Genomic DNA, 19104 nt, shown 5'->3' on the forward strand with positions numbered 1-19104 from the left:
GTTCCGGCTCAGGCGTGGGCGCTTCTCCAGTCTCTTCCTCTGGCGCGGGCTCAGGTTCAGAGCCACCCTCTGCGGCAGGCTCTTCCACTACGGGCGCTTCTGGTTCCGCCTCAACCACCGGTTCCTCGGCCGGGGCGCTCTCTGCCACCGGTTCCTCGGCCGGGGCAACCTCCGGCTCTGCTTCGGCAACCGGCGCTTCCACGGGGGTCGCTTCCGGCTCTTCCGTAACAGCCACCTGTGCAGGGGTCTCCTCCGCCAGGGCGGCTTCGGCCTCAACAGCTGCGTCCGTCTCTGCGGCAGGGGCGTCCGTTTCTGCCGGTTCCTCAACCTTCTTCTTGCGGCGGCTGCGGGTCTTGCGCTTGGGCTTTTCCTCGGCCTCCGGTACTGCCTCTTCCGTCGGGGCTTCCGGGGCGGCCTCTGCTACCGCAGCGGAACCCTCGGCAGGTGCGTCCGACGGGGTCTCCCCGGACGTGCCCTCTTCACCGTTGGTGTCCTGCGTATCGCCATTCTCGCCGTTTTCGCCGTTCTCCGACTTGCGGCGGCCACGCCCGCCCCTGCGGCGGCGGCGCTTCTTCTTCGGCTGCTCATCGGTGGCTTCGGACACCTCCGGCGCGCTCTCGGCGGCTTCCTCGGCCTCGGCTTCCTCGGCAATGCTGTCCATCAGCGCGCTGTCCATCGAGATCACCGGCGTCACAGCCGCCACACGACGGGTCGCGGTCTTGAACTTCTCGATCTTGAAATCGGGCGAAACCAGCATCGGATCGGCCTCGATCCGGATCGACATGCCATAACGCGCCTCGATCTCGGCCAGGTATTCGCGCTTGGCGTTCATGATAAAGTTCACGATGCCAACGGGCGCGGTGACCAGAACCTCGCGGCTGCGGCGGCGGGTGCCCTCTTCCTCCAGCTGGCGCAGGATCGACAGCGCGAGGCTGTCATCCGAACGCACAAGTCCGGTGCCATGGCAGGCGTGGCAAGGCTGTGTCGTCGCCTCCAGCATGCCGGGGCGCAGGCGCTGGCGCGACATCTCCATCAGACCAAAGCCCGAGATACGACCCACCTGGATGCGCGCCCGGTCGGTCTTGAGCTTGTCCTTCAGGCGCTTTTCCACGGCGGCGTTGTTGCGCCGTTCGTCCATGTCGATGAAGTCGATCACGATCAGACCGGCCAGGTCACGCAGGCGCAGCTGGCGGGCGACCTCTTCGGCGGCTTCAAGGTTGGTCTTGGTCGCGGTTTCCTCGATCGAGCCTTCCTTGGTGGCGCGGCCGGAGTTCACGTCGATGGCCACAAGCGCCTCGGTCACGCCGATGACGATGTAGCCGCCCGAACGCAGCTGCACCACCGGGTTGAACATGTCAGCCAGATAGCCCTCGACCTGGAAACGGGCAAAGAGCGGCATCGGCTCGTTGTAATGCTTCACGTTCTTGGCGTGGGACGGCATGATCATCTTCATGAAGTCCTTGGCATGGCGGTAGCCACGCTCGCCCTCGACCAGAACCTCGTCGATGTCGCGGTTATAGAGATCGCGGATCGACCGGTGGATCAGGTCGCCTTCCTGATAGATCGGCGCGGGCGCGGTGGAGCGCAGCGTCAGATCGCGGATCTGTTCCCATTGGCGTTGAAGATATTCATAATCGCGCTTGATCTCGGATTTGGTGCGCTTGGCCCCGGCGGTCCGCACGATCAGCCCGGCACCTTGCGGCACATCGAGCGAAACCGCGATTTCCTTGAGCTTCTTGCGGTCCACCGCGTTGGTAATCTTGCGGGAAATGCCGCCGCCACGGGCGGTGTTGGGCATCAGAACGCAGTAGCGACCGGCCAGCGACAGATAGGTGGTCAGCGCAGCACCCTTGTTGCCGCGTTCTTCCTTGACGACCTGCACCAGCAGGATCTGGCGCACCTTGACCACTTCCTGAATCTTGTAGCGGCGCGGGCGCGGCTTGCGCACCGGACGAATGTCTTCCTGATCGTCATCGTCGGCGACGGTCGAGATATTGGGGTCGACCTCGGCCGCATCGGCGATGGTGTCATCGCCCGCATCCTCTTCATCATCCGCGTCATCCGCATCCGATGCGTCATCCTGCCCGTCCTCGGACGCAGCGTCGGCAGACCGGTCGTCAGCTTGCGGCGCGTCGACAGCCGGGGCTTCCTCTTCGGCAACGGTCGCGCCCGCGTCGTCCGCGGCGCTGTCCGGTGACACCGCTTCCGCTGCCGCGTCGTTGCCCTCGGTTTCATCCATGCCCGATGCCAGAAGCGTCGAGTCCTCGTCTTCCGGCGTCAGGTCGACGACATCCATGCCAGAGGGGGAATTGCGCTTGCCGCCTTCAACCTCGCCAGAGATCACCGCATCGCTGCGGCTGTCTGCGGCCTGGGTCTCGGACCCGTTCGACGGCTTGCGACGGCGACGACGAGAGCGCTTGGGCTTGTTTTCCGCATCCGCCTCGGCCTCGGCCAGAGCACGGGCATATTCCTGCTCCTCGGCCAGCAGCGCCTCGCGATCGGCGGTCGGGATCTGGTAGTAATCGGGGTGAATTTCCGAGAAGGCGAGGAAGCCATGGCGGTTGCCGCCGTAATCGACAAACGCGGCCTGCAACGAGGGTTCGACCCGCGTGACCTTTGCCAGATATATGTTTCCTGCCAGTTGCCGCTTGTTCAGCGACTCGAAATCGAATTCCTCGACCTTGTTTCCGTCAGCCACGACGACGCGGGTTTCTTCCGCGTGCGTGGCGTCGATAAGCATCTTCTTTGCCATGTGTTCCTTGCACATGAACCCCGAACAGACGCGCCAGGCGGCGCGCTTTCCGTGAATTCAAGCTGTCCTGAAAGGGCGACTGCGGCGGCGCACCCGGACGGGGCGCGGGCATCTGCCCTGCCTTGCCGTCCCTCAACTCTGCGCACGCGTTGCATCGCGGTTTATCTCCGATGGCGGGTCTGCGCCTGCCATCCGTTCTGTCGCCCGAAACCCGGGCAATTCCTGTAACAGGGCCATCCCGGCCCCGGTGATCTTCGCGAAAACCGCGCCGCTTTTCCGCGCGCCGGAGATCGGTCAGAGAAACTTTTCGCAAGGCCCCGAAATTGAGAGCCTGCAATTGTGACATTAAGGGCACTTCCGGGGGGATTACAATGGCAATTCGTCACCTGACGGTTGCACTGCGCGCGACTTTTGCGGGTGAAGGCGCGACGATCCCCTTTTCTTCTTGGGCCAAATACTCCCGCCGGAGGCATCGACTGGCCCGCACAGAGCCCCGCCCTCGAGATTGCGCATGCCCTCGCCATCTGACGCCCAAGCGCCGGGCGAGGCCGCCCCCCTTGCGGGGGCGGTTGAGACCGGCGCTCCCCCGGTCCGCCAGCCTGCTGGCGGAAATCAGAGGTAGTCCGACCGGCTCAACCCGTATTTGGCCATCTTCTCGTTCAGGGTCCGGCGCGGCAGGCACAGCTCTTCCATGACGCTGGCGATGGATCCGCGATGGCGACGCATGGTGTTGTCGATCAGCATCCGCTCGAAGGCTTCCACATATTCCTTCAGCGGCTTGCCCTCGCTGCTCATCTGCGCCCCGGTTTCCTCGCCTTCGCTCATCAGAAGCGAGGCAATGGAGCCGGAGCCGCGCCGTTGCTGCAGGATCGCGCGTTCCGATATGTTGATCAGCTGACGCACATTGCCCGGCCATGGCGCCTGCAACAGCTGCGCCGCTTCCTGGGCCGTGACCTGCGGCGCATCTGTGCCATATTCCTCGGCAAACTGCTCGCCGAACCGGTTGAACAGCGTCAGGATATCCTCTCCCCGAGCGCGCAGCGGCGGCAGGTCGATGCGCATGGCGGCAAGACGATAGAACAGATCCGGGCGCAGCGCCTGTTCGCAGCCGGTATCGGGGTCAGGGGCGTTGCAGATCGCCACGATCCGCGTCTCGGCGGGCGTGCCCATATCCTCTATGGTCTTCAGCAGACGCGCCTGCAGCGCCTGCGGCAGCGCTTCGACCCCTTCCAGCAGCAACGACCCCCCGCGGGCCTGTTCGATAAGCGGCAGATCCTGTCCCTCGCCCACGGGTCCGAACAGCATCGCGCCAAGCGCGGCCTCGTCATGGGCGGCACAAGCGACCGAGACAAGCGGCTTGCCCGCCCGCGGGCCGACCGCATGCAGTGCATGGGCCACCAGCGTCTTGCCGGTGCCGGTCTCGCCGGTGATCAGCACATGACCATCAGCCTGCCCCAGATCGAGGATATCCTCGCGCAGCCGTTCCATGACGGGCGACGAGCCGATCAGCTTGCGCATCAGAACCGTGCCATCCGACAGTTCCTTGCGCAGCGCGCGGTTGTCCAGCGTCAGGCGGCGCGTCTGCCCTGCCCGCTTGGCCAGTTCCGTCATGCGGTCGGGGTTGAACGGCTTTTCCAGGAAGTCATAAGCGCCAAGGCGCATCGCCTCCACCGCCATGGGCACATCGCCATGACCGGTGATCATGATCACAGGCAGACTGCTATCCATGCCCATCAGGCGTTTGAGGAAAGCCATGCCATCCATGCCCGGCATCTTGATGTCGGTCACCACCACGCCGGAAAAATCCGGGCCGATATTCTTCAGCGCCTCTTCGGCGCTGCCATAGGTCTCGGTCTGAAAGCCCGACAGCGCCAGCCATTGGCTGATCGACTGGCGCATGTCCTGTTCGTCATCGACGATTGCAATCCGCATGGCTCTTCCTCTGTTTCAATCACTCGGCGGCGGCGCTGCCCCGATCGGCCCGTGGCAGGCGCACCTCGAACACGGCACCGCCCTGGTCCCCATTGCGCGCGGTCAGACGCCCGCCAAGATCCTTGACGATGCCCGACGAAATAGCGAGCCCGAGCCCCACCCCGTCGCCGGGTTTCTTAGTTGTGTAGAATGGCTCGAACAAAGCGTCGAGATCGTCAATCCCCCGCCCGTTGTCGCGCACGGTCAGCACCACCTCGTCGCCTTCGGCAATGATCAGGTCCAGCTCTCGCAGATCCTCGCCCTTCATCGCATCGAGCGCGTTCCTAAGCAGGTTGATGATCACCTGCTCCAGCCGCAGCCGGTCGGCCATGACCAGAACCGGCTGGCGCGGGATGCTCTGCGCGATCTCGACCGTCATCTGCCGCAGTTGCGGTTCCATCATCGTCAGGGCCGAGCTCAGCGCCTCGCGCATATCGACCTCCTGAAACGCCTCTCCGCCCTTTCTGGCATAGGATTTCAGCTGCCGCGTGATGGCGCCCATCCGGTCGATCAGGTCGTCAATCCGCTGGAAAGAGGACAGCGCCTCTTCGCTGCGCCGGCGTTGCAGCAGCAGCTTGGCCCCGGCAAGGTAGGTCTTCATCGCGGCCAGCGGCTGGTTCAGCTCGTGACTGACGGCGGCAGACATCTCGCCCAGGGCCGCGAGTTTGGAGCTTTGGGCAAGGCTTTGTTCCGCCTCTTCGAGGGTCTTTTCGACCTTCTGACGCTCGGCGATTTCCCGCTGTAGCCTGTCGTTCAACCGGCGAAGCTCCGCCGATTCCCGTTGAAAGACAACCGATTGCAGCCGGGCCCTGCGGCTCAGCAGATAGAAGGCCGCCGCCAGAAGCAGCGCGAATCCCATGATCTCCAGCGCCAGAACACCGTTCACCCGCTCGCGCACGGAATCATAGGCGGTGAACGACACCAGCATCCATCCCCGGAACGGAATGCGCGATTCCAGCCGCAGGGTGGAGGAGCCACCGAAATAGGGGCCGGGGTTGGCGAAGGCCCAGTCCCCCGCCGCCTCGATGGCGCGCTCGATGGCGCTGTCGGGCGATTGCACCGCAACGGCATCCGCCTCGTTCCGCCCCCGCCACCGCGGCTCGGTCGACAGGATGATACGGCCTTCGGAATTGGCGACGAACACCGCCTCGGACGTGCCCCGCCACCGGTCTGCCAATCGGCCGAGATCGACGCGCACGAGGATCACCCCAAGCAGCAGAGAATCATCCTCGACCCGGCGAGAGAAGGTGAAGTTGAAGGCCCCGGTATCCAGTTCCGTGGTGGTGAACACCGTGTCGTTCGACCGCTGCGCCTCAACAAAATAGGGCTGATTGGCGTGCTGTTCCCCGATCTGGTGCCGGTCCGTTGCCGCCACAACGCGCCCGTCGCGATCCAGCAACTCGATGGAGGCGGCGCCGATCTCCTCGCGGTAGGAGATCAGCCGTTGCGAGGTGGTGGAATACTCACCCACCGACAGCGCCCTGACCAGCGTCGGGTCGCGCGACAGCAAGAGCGGCACGACCGAATTACGCTGAAGCTCGGATATGATTGACCCGGAATAAAGCGCCAGCCGCAGTTCCGCGCGGTTACGGGTGGTTTCCGTAAAGCGGTCAGTCAGCCAGATGTTGGACACCCAGACCACGACCCCGGCAATCGCCAGGAACACGACCAGCAAACCGCGCAAAATCCATGCACGGCGCCCTGCCGGTCCTCGCAGGGCCACATCAGAGCGCGGTGGCCTGTTCATGAAACAATTCTAGGGGTTTGGCGGCAGCGCCTCAAGCCCGTCAGGCCGCAACAAGCGCCTGCGTCAGCCCCGTGAACATCGCCCACCCGTCGGTGCCGCCATGGTTCGCGTCGATCACCCGCTCGGGATGCGGCATCATGCCAAGCACCCGGCGGTTTTCCGACAGCACACCGGCGATATCGTCAGTCGCACCATTGGGGTTGCCCACATAGCGGAACGCGACGCGATCCTCGGCCTTCAGCGCGGCCAGCCCCTCGGCGTCAATCACGTAGTTGCCATCGTGATGCGCCAGCGGGATGTCGATCTGCTGGCCCTTGTCGTAGCCTTGGGTAAAGACGCTGTTCGCGGTCTCGACCGACAGGGTCTGCATGCGACAGATGAATTTCAGCCCCGCATTGCGCATCAGCGCACCGGGCAACAGGCCGGTTTCGCACAGCACCTGGAACCCGTTGCAGATACCAAGCGCATAGCCCCCCCGTTCCACATGGGCCGCCACCCCCTTCATCACCGGGGACTGGCCCGCGATGGCCCCGCAACGCAGGTAATCCCCGAAGGAAAACCCGCCGGGAATGCCTACGATATCCACCCCCTCAGGCAGGCCCTGATCCTTGTGCCAGACCATATCGACCGAGAACCCCGCCTTGCGAAAGGCCACAGCCAGATCACGGTCGCAATTGGAGCCGGGGAATACGATGACAGCAGCTTTCATAGCGGTCTGGTCCTTGCAGATAGGAGCGTTGCCCGCCCCATAGCCCAATTCCTGCGAGGGCGGAAGGGCAACATCGCCGCGCATCCCGGCAACCCGGCGTGAAAATTGGCATTAGGCGCTCGACCGCAAATGCGTTAAGATAGTGGTTAACAGAACGACGCACCGCCAAAAGGCGGGCAAAACAGGCATGATTCATGGCAGAGTTCACCGTTTGGGCACGGGGGGACAGTTCGAGCGCGAATAACGCCTCGATCAACTCAGAAAACACCAACCAAACCCCAACGACCGAGCTGACCTTCACCTCCGGCGCAACCGGCGATTTGGAGCTGGAGTTCAACGACGGCGGGGAAGACCCTGACACGCAAGTCATAATCGACGGTGTGACCTATGACTTCACCCTCGATTTCTCTGGTTACATGCCCTACACCAATGCCCTGTCGAATGTGGCCGGGGTCGATGTGCGCGGGGCCGAGGTTGTGGTAATCACCGTCGACACCGGACAACGCTATTACTTCCTGACCGATGGTTCCGGCACGTTCGAGGTCATGGACGATATGCCGAATGGCGCCATCCCAATTGATGCGCTCAACACCAGCGGACCGATCCTGCTCTGTTTTGCAGCGGGCACGATGATCTCCACCCCCCTGGGTGAGCGGCGTGTTGAAGACCTGATTGTAGGTGAATTCGTCCGTCTGGAAGACGGGCGTGATGTGCCGATCAACTGGATCGGGCGCAGGCATGTAACTGCGGCGGAACTGTCGCTCTACCCCAACCTGCGACCCGTCGTTGTACCGGCCCATAGCTTCGGCCCCGAGCGCCCCTATCAGGATCTGCGCCTGTCGCGTCAGCATCGGGTTTTGATCGAAGGCTGGGAGGTAGAGCTGAACTTCGGGACCGACCGGATACTTGTCCCAGTCGGGCACCTTGTTGGCGATGCCGTTCATGTGGATCATCGCTGTGATGAGGTCACCTATTTCCATATCCTTTTGGAAACACACGACATTCTGATCTCAAACGGAATGCCGAGCGAAAGCTTTCTGCCCGGAGGCCACGCCGTTGCAGGGCTGGATGAGGACACAAGACAGGAGCTCTTTCAGCTCTTTCCCGACCTTGGTGATCCGAATGCGGCGCGTATGCAGGACGCCGCAGACAGCCTCAACAAGCGTCAGGCGACGGTGCTGCAAATTACAGGTTAACCGGAAAAATCGGTGATCACAGCGACTCCCGGCGGGGTCGGGCCGTCAAAGGCCGCCAACTCGGCACTGGCATCCGACAGGGCCACCCGGCGGGCGATCATCGGGGTCAGGTCCAGCGTGCCACCCTCGATCAGCGACAGAAGCGACGGATAGCGCCAGGACGGCATGCCGCGCGTGCCGTAGATCGCCAATTGGCCGGAATAGACCGCATCCCAGGGCAGGGTCATGTTGACGTGGTCCCCGGCGGGCATGCCCACCTGCACCATCCGCCCCAGTTTTCGCAAGCTTTTCATGGCGTTGATCGTTGTGACCTCGAAGCCGAGCGCCTCCACGGCCAGGTCGGCCCCGCCTTTGGTAATCTCGCGCATCTCTCCCACCGGGTCGGCGTTGGTGGCATTCACCACCGCGTCGATCCCGAGCGTCAGCGCATGGTCCAGTTTCTCCTGCACCACATCGGCCATCACGACCCGCGCCCCAAGCGCCTTGCCGATCAGGGCGGCCGCAAGGCCAATGCCGCCCGCCCCCCAGATCGCCAGCCATTCACCGGGACGCAGTGCCGCACGTCCCGTCAGCGCATGCCAGGCGGTCGTGACCCGGCAGCCGAGGGCCGCGGCAAGGGCGGGGTCCATGCCCTCGGGCAGGCGTGTCAGATTGGCGTCGGCGCGTGGCACCGCAATACGCTCCGCAAACGCGCCGGGGGCGGTGAAGCCGGGAACGATCTGTGTGGCGCAAACGGTCTGATGACCGGCACTGCAATCGGGGCATTGGCCACAAGCAAGGATAAAGGGCGCAATCACCCGGTCGCCCTCGCGCCATTGGGTCACGTCCCGCCCCACAGCCCGGACCACGCCGCAGAACTCATGCCCCGGAATGATCGGCAGATCGGCGTCGGGGTCGGACCCGGTCCACAGATGCCAGTCCGACCGGCAGATACCGCAGGCCAGCACATCCAGAACCACGCCATCGGGCGGACAGTCGGGATCGGGCAGATCGGTGATCTGTAACTCCGCACGGGGGCTAGTCAGCAGCGCCGCCCGCATCGGGTCAGCCCATGGAAATCGAGTAGCTCTCGATCACCGTATTGGCGAGCAGCTTCTCGCACATCGCCTTGACCGTCTCCTCGGAGGTGCCATCGGCCAGATCGAGCTCGATCACCTTGCCCTGACGAACCCCCTCGACGCCATCGAAGCCCAGGGCCCCAAGCGCGTGGCGCACGGCCTCGCCCTGCGGGTCCAGAACGCCCTGTTTCAGCATCACGGTCACGGTTGCGCGCATCGCACCTGCCCTTTTCTTCTTGGTCCAAATACTCAATCTGCGCCCGCTACCCGCGTGCGCAGAGGTTCAGTTCACCAGCGTCGGCTTGCCGCCGAAACCGGAATTCGCGGGCATCACCCCAAGGCGGCGGGCCACCTCTGTATAGGCGTCGGTCAGGTTGCCGAGGTCACGGCGGAACACGTCCTTGTCCAGCTTCTGGCCGGTCTCGATATCCCACAAGCGGCAGCTGTCTGGGCTGATCTCGTCCGCCACGATCAGGCGCATGAAATCACCGTCCCAGACCCGGCCGATCTCTATCTTGAAATCCACCAGCCGAATGCCGACGCCCATCATCATGCCGGACATGAAATCGTTCACCCGCAGAGCCAGCGCGACAATATCGTCAAGATCCTGCTGCGAGGCCCAACCGAAGGCGATGATGTATTCCTCCGGCACCAGCGGATCGCCCAGATCGTCGTTCTTGTAGGAAAACTCGATGATCGGCCGGGGCAGCTGCGTGCCCTCCTCCAGCCCGAGCCGCTTGGCCATGGACCCTGCGGCGAAGTTCCGCACGATCACTTCCAGCGGTATGATCTCGACCGCGCGGATCAGCTGTTCGCGCATGTTGATGCGGCGGATGAAATGGGTCGGCACGCCGATATTGTTCAGCCCGGTCATGAAGAATTCCGACAGGCGGTTGTTCAGCACGCCCTTGCCTTCGATGGTCGCCTTCTTTTCAGCGTTGAAAGCGGTGGCGTCATCCTTGAAATACTGCACGAGAGTGCCCGGTTCCGGGCCTTCATACAGGATTTTCGCCTTGCCTTCGTAGACCTTCTTGCGCCGTGCCATGTGCCTGTGTTCTCCGAATCCATCACGCGGCGCCGGGGCACCGTTTGAGGGGCGTATACGCCCAAGGACCGCGAAAGGGAAGCGGCGTTACTGGGCGCTCAGACCCCAGAAGCCGAGCCGTCCGGTTCCAACGGCGATGATCCCGGCACGGTCGTGGAACGGGCGATGCGACAGGTCGTAATTCCGGAAATGCTGATCGTTGAGATACATCCGCGCCTGCGTTCCCGAAATCCGCACTTCCAGCACGTCCGATCCGTCGCCACGGCCCACAGGGTCATCCGCGTCGCCATAGATCACGTCCATCTCCTCGACATCGCGATTGATCGCCATCAACTGGTTATCGGCGGTCAGCAGGAAGGCGATATAGGTGCTGTACTCATCCCCGAAATCATAGAGCAGGCCGGTGGCTGCCACGCCCTCGCCGTCATCGTTCCGGGCATAGACATTGGCCCGCAGGGTCAGGGTGCCATCGGCATTCATCAGCGGCATTTCATAATAGCGGATTGCCGTCGGCTGCGTCGTGTTTTGCAGAACGAACCAGCCCTCCTGTTCATATCCGGTCCAGGTGGCATCCTGAAACGGTCCAAGGCCGAGCGGCTGAAGGTATTCGCCAAAGACAGGTTCCACCGTTTCCTGGGCAAGAATGGGCGTTGCCGATAGCAGGACTGCGGTCGAAAGGGCGGCAAAGGCGGTTCTGAACATGCGATATGCTCCTGTCTGATCATTTGTGAAATCGGGTCGTTCAATAGGCGCACTATGTGGCAGTTGGCCCGATTCGGTCCAGAATTCCCGGCAATTCCCCGTAACAGCGTCCTCCAGCCGCACAATCCACCCTTGTGCGACCTGCCCTGACCGGCCTATTTGAACAGCGACGAATGCATCTGAGTCAGGAGAGCCCAAGATGACCACCTTCGATGACCGCGAATCCGCGTTCGAGAACAAGTTCGCACATGACGCCGAAATGGTGTTCCGCGCCGAAGCCCGCCGCAACAAGCTGGTTGGCCTTTGGGCTGCCGAACTGCTCGGCAAGACCGGGTCCGACGCCGATGCCTATGCGATCGAGGTCGTGAAATCGGATTTCGAAGAAGCCGGGCATGAAGACGTTGTGCGCAAGGTGGCCGCCGATCTGGACGGCAAGGCCAGTGCAGACGAAATCCGCGCCAAGATGGCCGAGCTGCTGATCGTGGCCAAGGGCCAGCTGATCAACGAAGCCTGATCGCACACGCCAAGACGAAAAAGGGCCGTCCGCGCGTGTTGCGGGCGGTCTTTTATATTTGAACGAAAGGCAATTCATAATCTTTATGCAGATTATGCAGTTGCCTCAACTCCCCTGCCCGGAGCATCTAGGCCCTGCGCAGATATCTGAAAGACGACTCACATGACCAATCTTCTGTCCAAGCTCCTGGCGGACCGCGACTGGCTGATGGCCGACGGGGCCACCGGGACAACCCTTTTCAACATGGGGCTGTCCTCTGGCGACGCGCCGGAGCTGTGGAATGCCGATCACCCTGACCGGATCGCCAAGCTTTATCAGGGGGCGGTCGATGCGGGGTCTGATATCTTCCTGACCAATTCCTTCGGCGGCACCCGCGCGCGCCTGAAGCTGCACGGCGCTCAGGATCGGGCCTTTGAGCTATCGAAACTGGCCGCCGAGATCGGCCGCGAAGTTGCCGACAAGGCGGGCCGCCCGGTCGTCGTGGCGGGCTCTGTCGGGCCGACCGGCGAGATCATGGTGCCCATGGGCGCCCTGACCCATGAAAGCGCGGTCGAGATGTTCCATGAGCAGGCCGAGGGGCTGAAAGCCGGCGGCGTCGATGTGCTGTGGGTCGAAACCATTTCCGCCGCCGAGGAATTCAAGGCCTTCGCAGAGGCCGCCAAGCTGGCCGACATGCCCTGGTGCGGCACCATGAGCTTTGACACCGCAGGGCGCACGATGATGGGCTTCACCTCTGCCGACATGGCCGCGATGGCCGAAAAGCTCGACCCGCAGCCTCTGGCCTTCGGCGCCAATTGCGGTGTCGGCGCGTCGGACCTGCTGCGCACGGTTCTGGGCTTCCGCGCCTCGGGCACCGAGATTCCGTTCATCGCCAAGGGCAATGCGGGCATTCCCAAGTATCACGACGGCCATATCCACTATGACGGCACGCCCGAGTTGATGGCGAAATATGCCGTGCTGGCGCGCGATGCGGGGGCCAAGATCATCGGCGGCTGCTGCGGCACCCAGACCGACCACCTGCGCGCGATGAAGGCGGCGCTGGAAAGCACCCCGCGCGGCCCTGCCCCGACGCTGGAACAGATCGCAGCCGAAATCGGCGTCTTCTCCTCTGACAGCGACGGCACCGGCGATGACGCCCCCGCCGCCCGCCGCCCCCGCCGCCGCGCACGCGGCTGACCGATACGATGGCACGTGCGATCCGGGCGATATTCCTTGGGCTTGCTGCCCTGGCGAGCCTCGTCTGGATCGGCGGCTATCTGTATATCAACGGACTGGCCTGCGCCTTTGGCAACATCACCCCCTGCCGTATGCGCATGCCGTGGCGCCTGACCGGCGAGGACATGCTGCTGCTTGTCATCATTCCTGCCGCCATCGTTCTGATATTTCTGTTCCTTGCATGGCTTTCACATCGGCGGATCAAGACCGGCGGCGCGGACGGGTCAGAGTGATGTCAAAACAGGCTCAACTGATCGCCGGGACGCGGCGGCACCCGGAAGAGATCCGTCCGCAGGGCAGGCATGCGGTGGCCGAGACCCGCCGCCCTGACCGCCCGTCTGAAACGCTGCTGCAACAGATCGGCATAGATGCCGGTGCCAGTCAGCCGCGTGCCCCATTCGGCGCTGTAATCCTCCCCCCCGTGCATCTCGCGCACCCGCGCCATGACACGTGCGGCGCGCAGCGGCACATGTTCCTCCAGCCAGCTCCGAAACAGCGGGGCGACCTCCAGCGGCAGGCGCAGGGCGATCATGCTGGCAGCAACGGCGCCCGCCTCGGCCCCTGCTGTCACGATCCGTTCGATCTCGGGGTCGGTCAGCCCCGGCACAATGGGAGACGCCATCAGCCGCACCGGAATACCCGCTGCAGCCAGACGCTCGATGGTCTTGAGCCGCCTTGCGGGCGACGGAACCCGCGGCTCCATCGCACGCGCCAGACCGGAATCGAGCGTTGTCACAGAAACGCCGACCTTGGCCAGCCCCTGCCCCGCCAGATCCGCGATCAGGTCGATATCGCGCTCGATCAGCGTGCCCTTGGTCACGATGCCGACGGGGTGACGAAAGTCGCGCAGCACCTGCAACAGACCGCGCATGATTTGCCTATCCTTCTCAACCGGTTGATAGGGGTCGGTGTTGGTGCCGATGGCAATCGGCTGAACATCGTATCCGCGACGAGACAGCTCTTTCGTCAGCACGGCGGGCGCATCGCGCCGGGCAATCAGCCGGGTTTCGAAATCCAGCCCCGGCGACAGGCCCAGATAGGCGTGGCTCGGGCGGGCGAAGCAGTAGATGCAGCCGTGTTCGCAGCCGCGATAGGGATTGATCGAGCGATCAAAACTCAGATCGGGCGAGGCATTGCGGGTGATCACCTTACGCGGGCGTTCATCGGTCACAACGGTGCGCAGCGGCGGCAGATCTTCCTCACGGTCCCAGCCATCCGGCTCAAAACGGGTTTCCAGCCGGTCGAACCGGTTGGCCGGATTGAACCCCGCGCCCCTGCCCTTGCGGCGTGCCTTGTCGATGATCTGATCGAATTCCATGGCATCAATGTGGAACAAAAACAGAACATCTGCAATCCCGACCTGCATCAAGGTCGGTCACGACTCCACGCGTGTCGCAATTCAGCGCGTCAGATTCGCACGTCCCGGCCAAAAGTCGGAACAGTCCATGAAACCCCCGTTCCGTCAGGGAGCCAATAATATGTCCGATGAAGACGAAATCATCCTGTCCGAGCTCGACGATGAAGAGCTTGTGCAGCAGATGTTCGATGACCTCTACGACGGTCTCAAGGAAGAGATCGAAGAGGGTGTGAACATCCTGCTGGAGCGCGGGTGGGAGCCCTACCGCATCCTGACCGAGGCGCTCGTCGGCGGCATGACCATCGTCGGCAAGGACTTCCGGGACGGCATCCTCTTCGTGCCCGAAGTGCTGCTGGCCGCGAACGCGATGAAGGGCGGCATGGCCATCCTGAAACCGCTGCTGGCCGAAACCGGCGCGCCGCGCGTGGGCAAGATGGTGATCGGCACCGTCAAGGGCGACATCCACGACATCGGCAAGAACCTCGTCGGCATGATGATGGAAGGTGCGGGCTTCGAAGTGGTCGATCTGGGCATCAACAACGCCGTGGAAAGCTATCTCGAGGCGCTGGAATCCGAACAGCCCGACATCCTGGGCATGTCGGCCCTGCTGACCACCACGATGCCCTATATGAAGGTCGTCATCGACACGATGGTCGAGACCGGCGTGCGCGACGACTACATCGTGCTGGTCGGCGGCGCGCCCCTGAACGAGGAATTCGGCAAAGCAATCGGCGCAGACGCCTATTGCCGTGACGCCGCCGTGGCCGTGGAAACCGCCAAGGAATTCATGGCGCGCAAGCACAACCAGGCGGCGGCTGGCTGATCCTTAGCGTATAGAAAGAAATCAGGGACCCCGGCAGACGATCTGCCGGGGCCTTTTTCACTTGTAGAGTTCTAAAATGGCCTTCTTCGCGTTCAGTTCCTGTTTGACGCTACTGCAACCCGGCAGCAGCAGTTCCGACAGTCGCGCACCTCGTTTCAATTGACCTTTCGTGATCGGCCCACCTAACATGGCCGCCAACCTTCGTTAACCCGACGGTCAACGGATGCTACTCTGGGGGAAATTATGGCGTCAGAAACATTTAACCACTACTACTTGATTGCATCTGGTGTACCGGGCGGCACCATTACGCTTGGGGCCGTCAATAACCCGGTGGGTTGAACTGATTTGGTCGAAACCACGGCCGACAGCGACGGCATCAACGGACAAACGGAAGTCGGGAATGCGATACTGGCGTTCGGGTCTCAGCGAACGCTTGCCGGTTTCACGGCCACGGGGGACCCTATCGTGCTGGTGACCACCGGACCAGATACCTATTACGTGTTCTCCAACGATGGAGGACTGAGCGGCAGTATCTCATCATCGGACACTGGAACCTATCTCTACTGTTTCGCAGCTGGAACGGGAATAGCAACGCCAGAAGGTGAACAAGCCGTAGAGACCCTACGCCCCGGCGATCTCATCGTGACCTCGAAGGGGCAGATCACGCCCGTTAAATGGATAGGGCGTCAAACAGTCTCCACCCGCTTCGGCCCTGCAGAGCGCCTGATGCCGGTGCGCTTCGCCGCCGGGTCTCTCGGGCAGGGCCTGCCGCACACTGACCTGACGGTCACCGCCGACCACGGGATGCTGGTTGAGGGCGTCATCTGCCACGCTGGCGCTTTGGTGAACGGGGTGACCATCTGCCGGGTGCCACTGGCCGAGATGGGAGAGACCTACACTGTCTATCACATCGAAACCGAAGCGCACGAAATCATCCTCGCCAATGGCGCGTCTGCTGAGACCTTCATCGACAATGTCAGCCGCCGCGTCTTCGACAACTTCGCCGAGTTCGAGGCGCTTTATGGCGACGTGCCCGAGATGGAGGAACTCCCCTACCCCCGCGCGATGAGTGCAAGACAGGTGCCAGCCTATGTGCTCGGACCGCTCAGGGTCGGGAGCGCGTGACCTTTATTTGCCAATCATATGTTCCCCCGGATCGCATCTGAACGCTTGACCGCGATGCGTCTTGTGCCGCTATATCTATGTGGAACGATGCGAGCAGGGGAGCAGCATGCCGGTAAGTTATTCATTTGAAAGCCAGTTTTTAATCGGGCCAACCGGCGCAACGGCAAACGCTGATGGCAACAATTTTGACGTGACCGTCACCGAAACCGTCGACAATGGGTCCATCCTGCCAGGTGATGAAGTTGCCCTGACCCAGCTTGATGTTATTCCGCCTCCGGAATGGTCGGCAATCGGTCTTACACCCGTTTTTCAGGGCATTGATCCAACCACAGGGCTAAACATCTACACGGCCCAGGCCTACTATCATGGCTACCGCTCCTTCACTACGAGTGAGCCGCCGTTCTTCTCCGAGAACGGCTATGTCTTCAGCAGTTCATTCAGCTTTGGCGGGTCCGGGAACAGCCATATCATATTGTTCGACAGCAACCTGTCTCCTGACCTCTTGCTAGAGCAGGACATTGAGGCATGGAACCGGTTCTTGGCGCCCACTGAGCCGCTTCTGTACGGACCGGCCTGCTTTCTGGGCGATACCCGGATTGAAACACCAGATGGACCGAGAGCGGTCGAACACCTGTCGGTTGGAGATGCGATCCTGACCAGTGCCGGAGAAATTCGTGCGGTCAAATGGGTGGGCAGGCAAAAAGTCGCGACGCTGTTCCAGCCTGCCGAACGCCTGATGCCGGTTCGGTTTGCGGCGGGGTCCCTGGGTGAAGGCGTGCCGCATGCAGACCTGACCGTTACCGCGGATCACGGGATGCTTGTGGATGGGGTCATCTGTCACGCGGGGGCTTTGGTGAATGGCACCACGATCACCCGCGTATCGTTGTCAGAGATGGGCGAGAGCTATACCGTCTACCACATCGAGACCGAAGAGCACGAAATCATCCTCGCCAATGGTGCCCCTGCCGAGACCTTCATCGACAACATGTCTCGTAGGGCGTTTGACAACTTTGCCGAATTCGACGCGCTCTATGGCGACGTGCCCGATATGGAGGAACTCCCCTACCCCCGTGCGATGAGTGCAAGACAGGTGCCCTCCGCAATCCTGGCCAGGCTGGCTGCGCGGTTGACGGGCTGATCGCGTCACAAGGCAGAAGCGCCCGCCCACCAGCCCGATAGCTGATCCGCTTGCATCAGGCGGCCAAACCTGACCATCTGCGGCCCATGAGACTCTACGCGATCGGAGATGTTCACGGCCATCCGGACCTGCTGCAAGAGGCGCTGGACCGGATCGAGGCCGACCGGGCCCGGACAGGTGACACCACCGCGCCGGTGGTGCAGATCGGCGATCTGGTGGACCGGGGGCCGGACAGCCGCGGCGTGGTTCAGGCCCTGATGGACCTGACGGCGCGCGACCCGCGCGTGACGGTGCTGAAGGGCAATCACGACAACATGTTCGCGCTGTTTCTCGACAACCCGCCGCGTGTTGATCCGCGTCTCAGGGCCGATCTGACCTGGCTGCATCCAAGGCTTGGCGGGCGGGACACGCTGGCAAGCTACGGGCTGGACCCCGACCTGCCCGACGACAGGCTGCACAAGGAGGCATTGCGCGCCGTGCCGAAGGCGCATCGGGACTTCCTGAACGCCCTGCCCCTGTCGGCCCGCCATGGCGATTGCCTGCTGGTTCATGCCGGTATCCGCCCCGGCGTTGCGTTGGAGGCCCAGGACCCCAGTGACCTTTTCTGGATCCGTCACGAATTTCTGGACGATCCCCGAGACCACGGCCCGCTTGTCGTCCACGGGCATACCCCCGTGGACCGGGTCGAGCATCACGGCAACCGGCTGGCCATCGACACGGGCGCGGCCTATGGCGGCCCCCTGTCCGCCGTGGTCATCGAGGCACGCCGGGTCTGGCTGCTGACCCCTGACGGCCGGCAGGACATCCGCCCCCATGCCCCTGCGTGACCTGATCCTAATCGGGCTGGTCGTTCTGGCCTGGGGCAGCAATTTCACCGCGATGAAACTGGCCCTGGAGGACCTGCCTCCGTTCCTCTTCGTCGGCCTGCGCTTCGCGATCCTTCTGCCGCTGCTGGCCGTTCTGAAACGCCCCAGGGTGCCGTGGTGGAAGATCATCGCCGTGGGCGCGTTGATCAATATGGGCCAATTCGCCTTTCTGTTCGCGGCCCTTGCGGCGGATGCCTCGGCAGGGCTGGCCTCTCTCCTGATCCAGACGCAGGTGCCACTGACGATCCTGCTGTCGTTCCTTGTCTTCGGGGAACGCATCCGCCCCCTTCAGGTGGCCGGGCTGCTTGTGGCGGTGGCGGGTCTTGGGGTCTTTGCGCTGTCGGCCGGGGGCAGCGTGACCCTTTTGGGCCTGTGCCTGATCCTTTCAGGTGCGCTGTGTTGGGCGCTTGGCAATCTTGTGCTGCGGCGGATGGGACCGGTGAATACGCTGGCGCTGTTTGTCTGGGCGAGCCTCGTGCCCCCCCTGCCGATGCTGGCCCTGTCCATGACCATCGAGTCCCCCACGCCATTTGCCACCCTTGCGGCAATGTCCGCGCAAGGATGGCTGGCAGTTTTCTACGTGGCCATTGCCTCGACGGTTCTGGGCTATTCGCTCTGGGGCGCCTTGTTGGCGCGGCATCCCGCCTCTGCCGTTACCCCGTTTGCCCTGCTGATTCCGGTCGTGGGGCTGAGCGTGGCCTGGGTGATGTTGGGTGAACGCCCCGCGCTAGCGGACTGGATCGGGGCAGCGGTCATCCTGGCGGGGCTGGCGATGATCCAGACCCGCCCGCGTCGCGACCGGTCCGCGCCGCGTCGCGCTGGCCCATGAGATCGGAGCGCGGGCAGCCTATAGTCATTCCAAGAGCCACGATTCACTCACCCCTGC

At 63.0% G+C, this 19104-nt stretch carries 18 protein-coding genes; 9 read left to right on the top strand and 9 right to left on the bottom strand.

Annotation, left to right across the window (positions count from 1 at the left end):
• The 4 genes from BKY26_RS17255 to purQ all read right to left on the bottom strand — a co-directional run.
• The coding region (locus BKY26_RS17255) for an Rne/Rng family ribonuclease (RefSeq protein ID WP_071691617.1) at positions 1 to 2752 on the bottom strand (2752 nt) is incomplete at its 3' end.
• 612 nt (positions 2753 to 3364) lie between these two features.
• Positions 3365 to 4684 (bottom strand): sigma-54-dependent transcriptional regulator, encoded by a 1320-nt coding sequence (locus BKY26_RS17260; RefSeq protein ID WP_071691618.1) that lies wholly within the window; start codon positions 4682 to 4684, stop codon positions 3365 to 3367.
• Between the two features lie 19 nt (positions 4685 to 4703).
• Positions 4704 to 6470, bottom strand: a complete 1767-nt coding sequence (locus BKY26_RS17265) for a sensor histidine kinase (protein WP_071691619.1) — start codon at positions 6468 to 6470, stop codon at positions 4704 to 4706.
• Between the two features lie 40 nt (positions 6471 to 6510).
• Entirely contained in the window at positions 6511 to 7179 is a 669-nt protein-coding gene (purQ, locus tag BKY26_RS17270) for a phosphoribosylformylglycinamidine synthase subunit PurQ (protein ID WP_071691645.1), read from the bottom strand.
• Positions 7180 to 7373: 194 nt separating this feature from the next.
• Between purQ and BKY26_RS17275 the strand changes: the two genes are divergently transcribed.
• The gene (locus BKY26_RS17275; protein WP_071691620.1) at positions 7374 to 8375 is read left to right on the top strand and encodes a Hint domain-containing protein; all 1002 of its coding nucleotides are present in this window, start codon (positions 7374 to 7376) and stop codon (positions 8373 to 8375) included.
• Here the strand turns inward: BKY26_RS17275 and BKY26_RS17280 are convergent.
• The 4 genes from BKY26_RS17280 to BKY26_RS17295 all read right to left on the bottom strand — a co-directional run bounded on the left by BKY26_RS17280 (position 8372) and on the right by BKY26_RS17295 (position 11180).
• Complete coding sequence (locus tag BKY26_RS17280) at positions 8372 to 9415, bottom strand: alcohol dehydrogenase catalytic domain-containing protein (protein WP_071691621.1); 1044 nt, start codon at positions 9413 to 9415, stop codon at positions 8372 to 8374. The genes BKY26_RS17275 and BKY26_RS17280 overlap by 4 nt on opposite strands.
• 4 nt (positions 9416 to 9419) lie before the next feature.
• Entirely contained in the window at positions 9420 to 9650 is a 231-nt protein-coding gene (purS, locus tag BKY26_RS17285; RefSeq protein ID WP_071691622.1) for a phosphoribosylformylglycinamidine synthase subunit PurS, read from the bottom strand.
• Positions 9651 to 9716: 66 nt separating this feature from the next.
• The gene (purC, locus tag BKY26_RS17290) at positions 9717 to 10478 is read right to left on the bottom strand and encodes a phosphoribosylaminoimidazolesuccinocarboxamide synthase (protein WP_071691623.1); all 762 of its coding nucleotides are present in this window, start codon (positions 10476 to 10478) and stop codon (positions 9717 to 9719) included.
• Between the two features lie 87 nt (positions 10479 to 10565).
• Positions 10566 to 11180 carry a hypothetical protein gene (locus tag BKY26_RS17295; protein WP_071691624.1) on the bottom strand — a complete coding sequence of 205 codons (615 nt, stop codon included), beginning with the start codon at positions 11178 to 11180 and terminating at the stop codon, positions 10566 to 10568.
• Positions 11181 to 11379: 199 nt separating this feature from the next.
• On the opposite strand from BKY26_RS17295, the gene BKY26_RS17300 reads away from it, so the two are divergent.
• The 3 genes from BKY26_RS17300 to BKY26_RS17310 all read left to right on the top strand — a co-directional run bounded on the left by BKY26_RS17300 (position 11380) and on the right by BKY26_RS17310 (position 13142).
• Positions 11380 to 11694, top strand: coding sequence for a DUF1476 domain-containing protein (locus BKY26_RS17300; protein WP_071691625.1), 315 nt, complete (start codon positions 11380 to 11382; stop codon positions 11692 to 11694).
• Positions 11695 to 11856: 162 nt separating this feature from the next.
• The gene (gene bmt / locus BKY26_RS17305) at positions 11857 to 12870 is read left to right on the top strand and encodes a betaine--homocysteine S-methyltransferase (RefSeq protein WP_071691626.1); all 1014 of its coding nucleotides are present in this window, start codon (positions 11857 to 11859) and stop codon (positions 12868 to 12870) included.
• An 8-nt stretch (positions 12871 to 12878) separates the two neighbouring features.
• Positions 12879 to 13142: a hypothetical protein gene (locus BKY26_RS17310; protein WP_071691627.1), complete on the top strand. Its 264-nt coding sequence runs from the start codon at positions 12879 to 12881 to the stop codon at positions 13140 to 13142.
• 2 nt (positions 13143 to 13144) lie between these two features.
• Here the strand turns inward: BKY26_RS17310 and BKY26_RS17315 are convergent, their stop codons facing one another.
• The gene (locus BKY26_RS17315) at positions 13145 to 14227 is read right to left on the bottom strand and encodes a PA0069 family radical SAM protein (protein ID WP_071691646.1); all 1083 of its coding nucleotides are present in this window, start codon (positions 14225 to 14227) and stop codon (positions 13145 to 13147) included.
• Between the two features lie 160 nt (positions 14228 to 14387).
• Between BKY26_RS17315 and BKY26_RS17320 the strand changes: the two genes are divergently transcribed.
• The 5 genes from BKY26_RS17320 (at position 14388) to BKY26_RS17340 (ending at position 19047) form a co-directional block, all read left to right on the top strand.
• Entirely contained in the window at positions 14388 to 15089 is a 702-nt protein-coding gene (locus BKY26_RS17320; protein WP_071691628.1) for a corrinoid protein, read from the top strand.
• A gap of 465 nt (positions 15090 to 15554) precedes the next feature.
• The gene (locus BKY26_RS17325) at positions 15555 to 16214 is read left to right on the top strand and encodes a Hint domain-containing protein (RefSeq protein WP_158514357.1); all 660 of its coding nucleotides are present in this window, start codon (positions 15555 to 15557) and stop codon (positions 16212 to 16214) included.
• A gap of 106 nt (positions 16215 to 16320) precedes the next feature.
• Positions 16321 to 17352, top strand: coding sequence for a Hint domain-containing protein (locus BKY26_RS17330; RefSeq protein WP_071691630.1), 1032 nt, complete (start codon positions 16321 to 16323; stop codon positions 17350 to 17352).
• Positions 17353 to 17438: 86 nt separating this feature from the next.
• On the top strand, positions 17439 to 18179 hold the full coding sequence (locus tag BKY26_RS17335) for a metallophosphoesterase family protein (RefSeq protein ID WP_071691647.1): 741 nt from the start codon (positions 17439 to 17441) through the stop codon (positions 18177 to 18179).
• A complete protein-coding gene (locus tag BKY26_RS17340; RefSeq protein ID WP_071691631.1) occupies positions 18166 to 19047 on the top strand; it encodes an EamA family transporter in 882 nt (293 codons plus the stop codon). The genes BKY26_RS17335 and BKY26_RS17340 overlap by 14 nt, the downstream gene beginning before the upstream one ends.
• Positions 19048 to 19104 lie beyond the last annotated feature (57 nt).

It is taken from the genome of Nioella sediminis, assembly GCF_001879695.1.
In the GTDB taxonomy this organism is placed as follows: domain Bacteria; phylum Pseudomonadota; class Alphaproteobacteria; order Rhodobacterales; family Rhodobacteraceae; genus Nioella; species Nioella sediminis.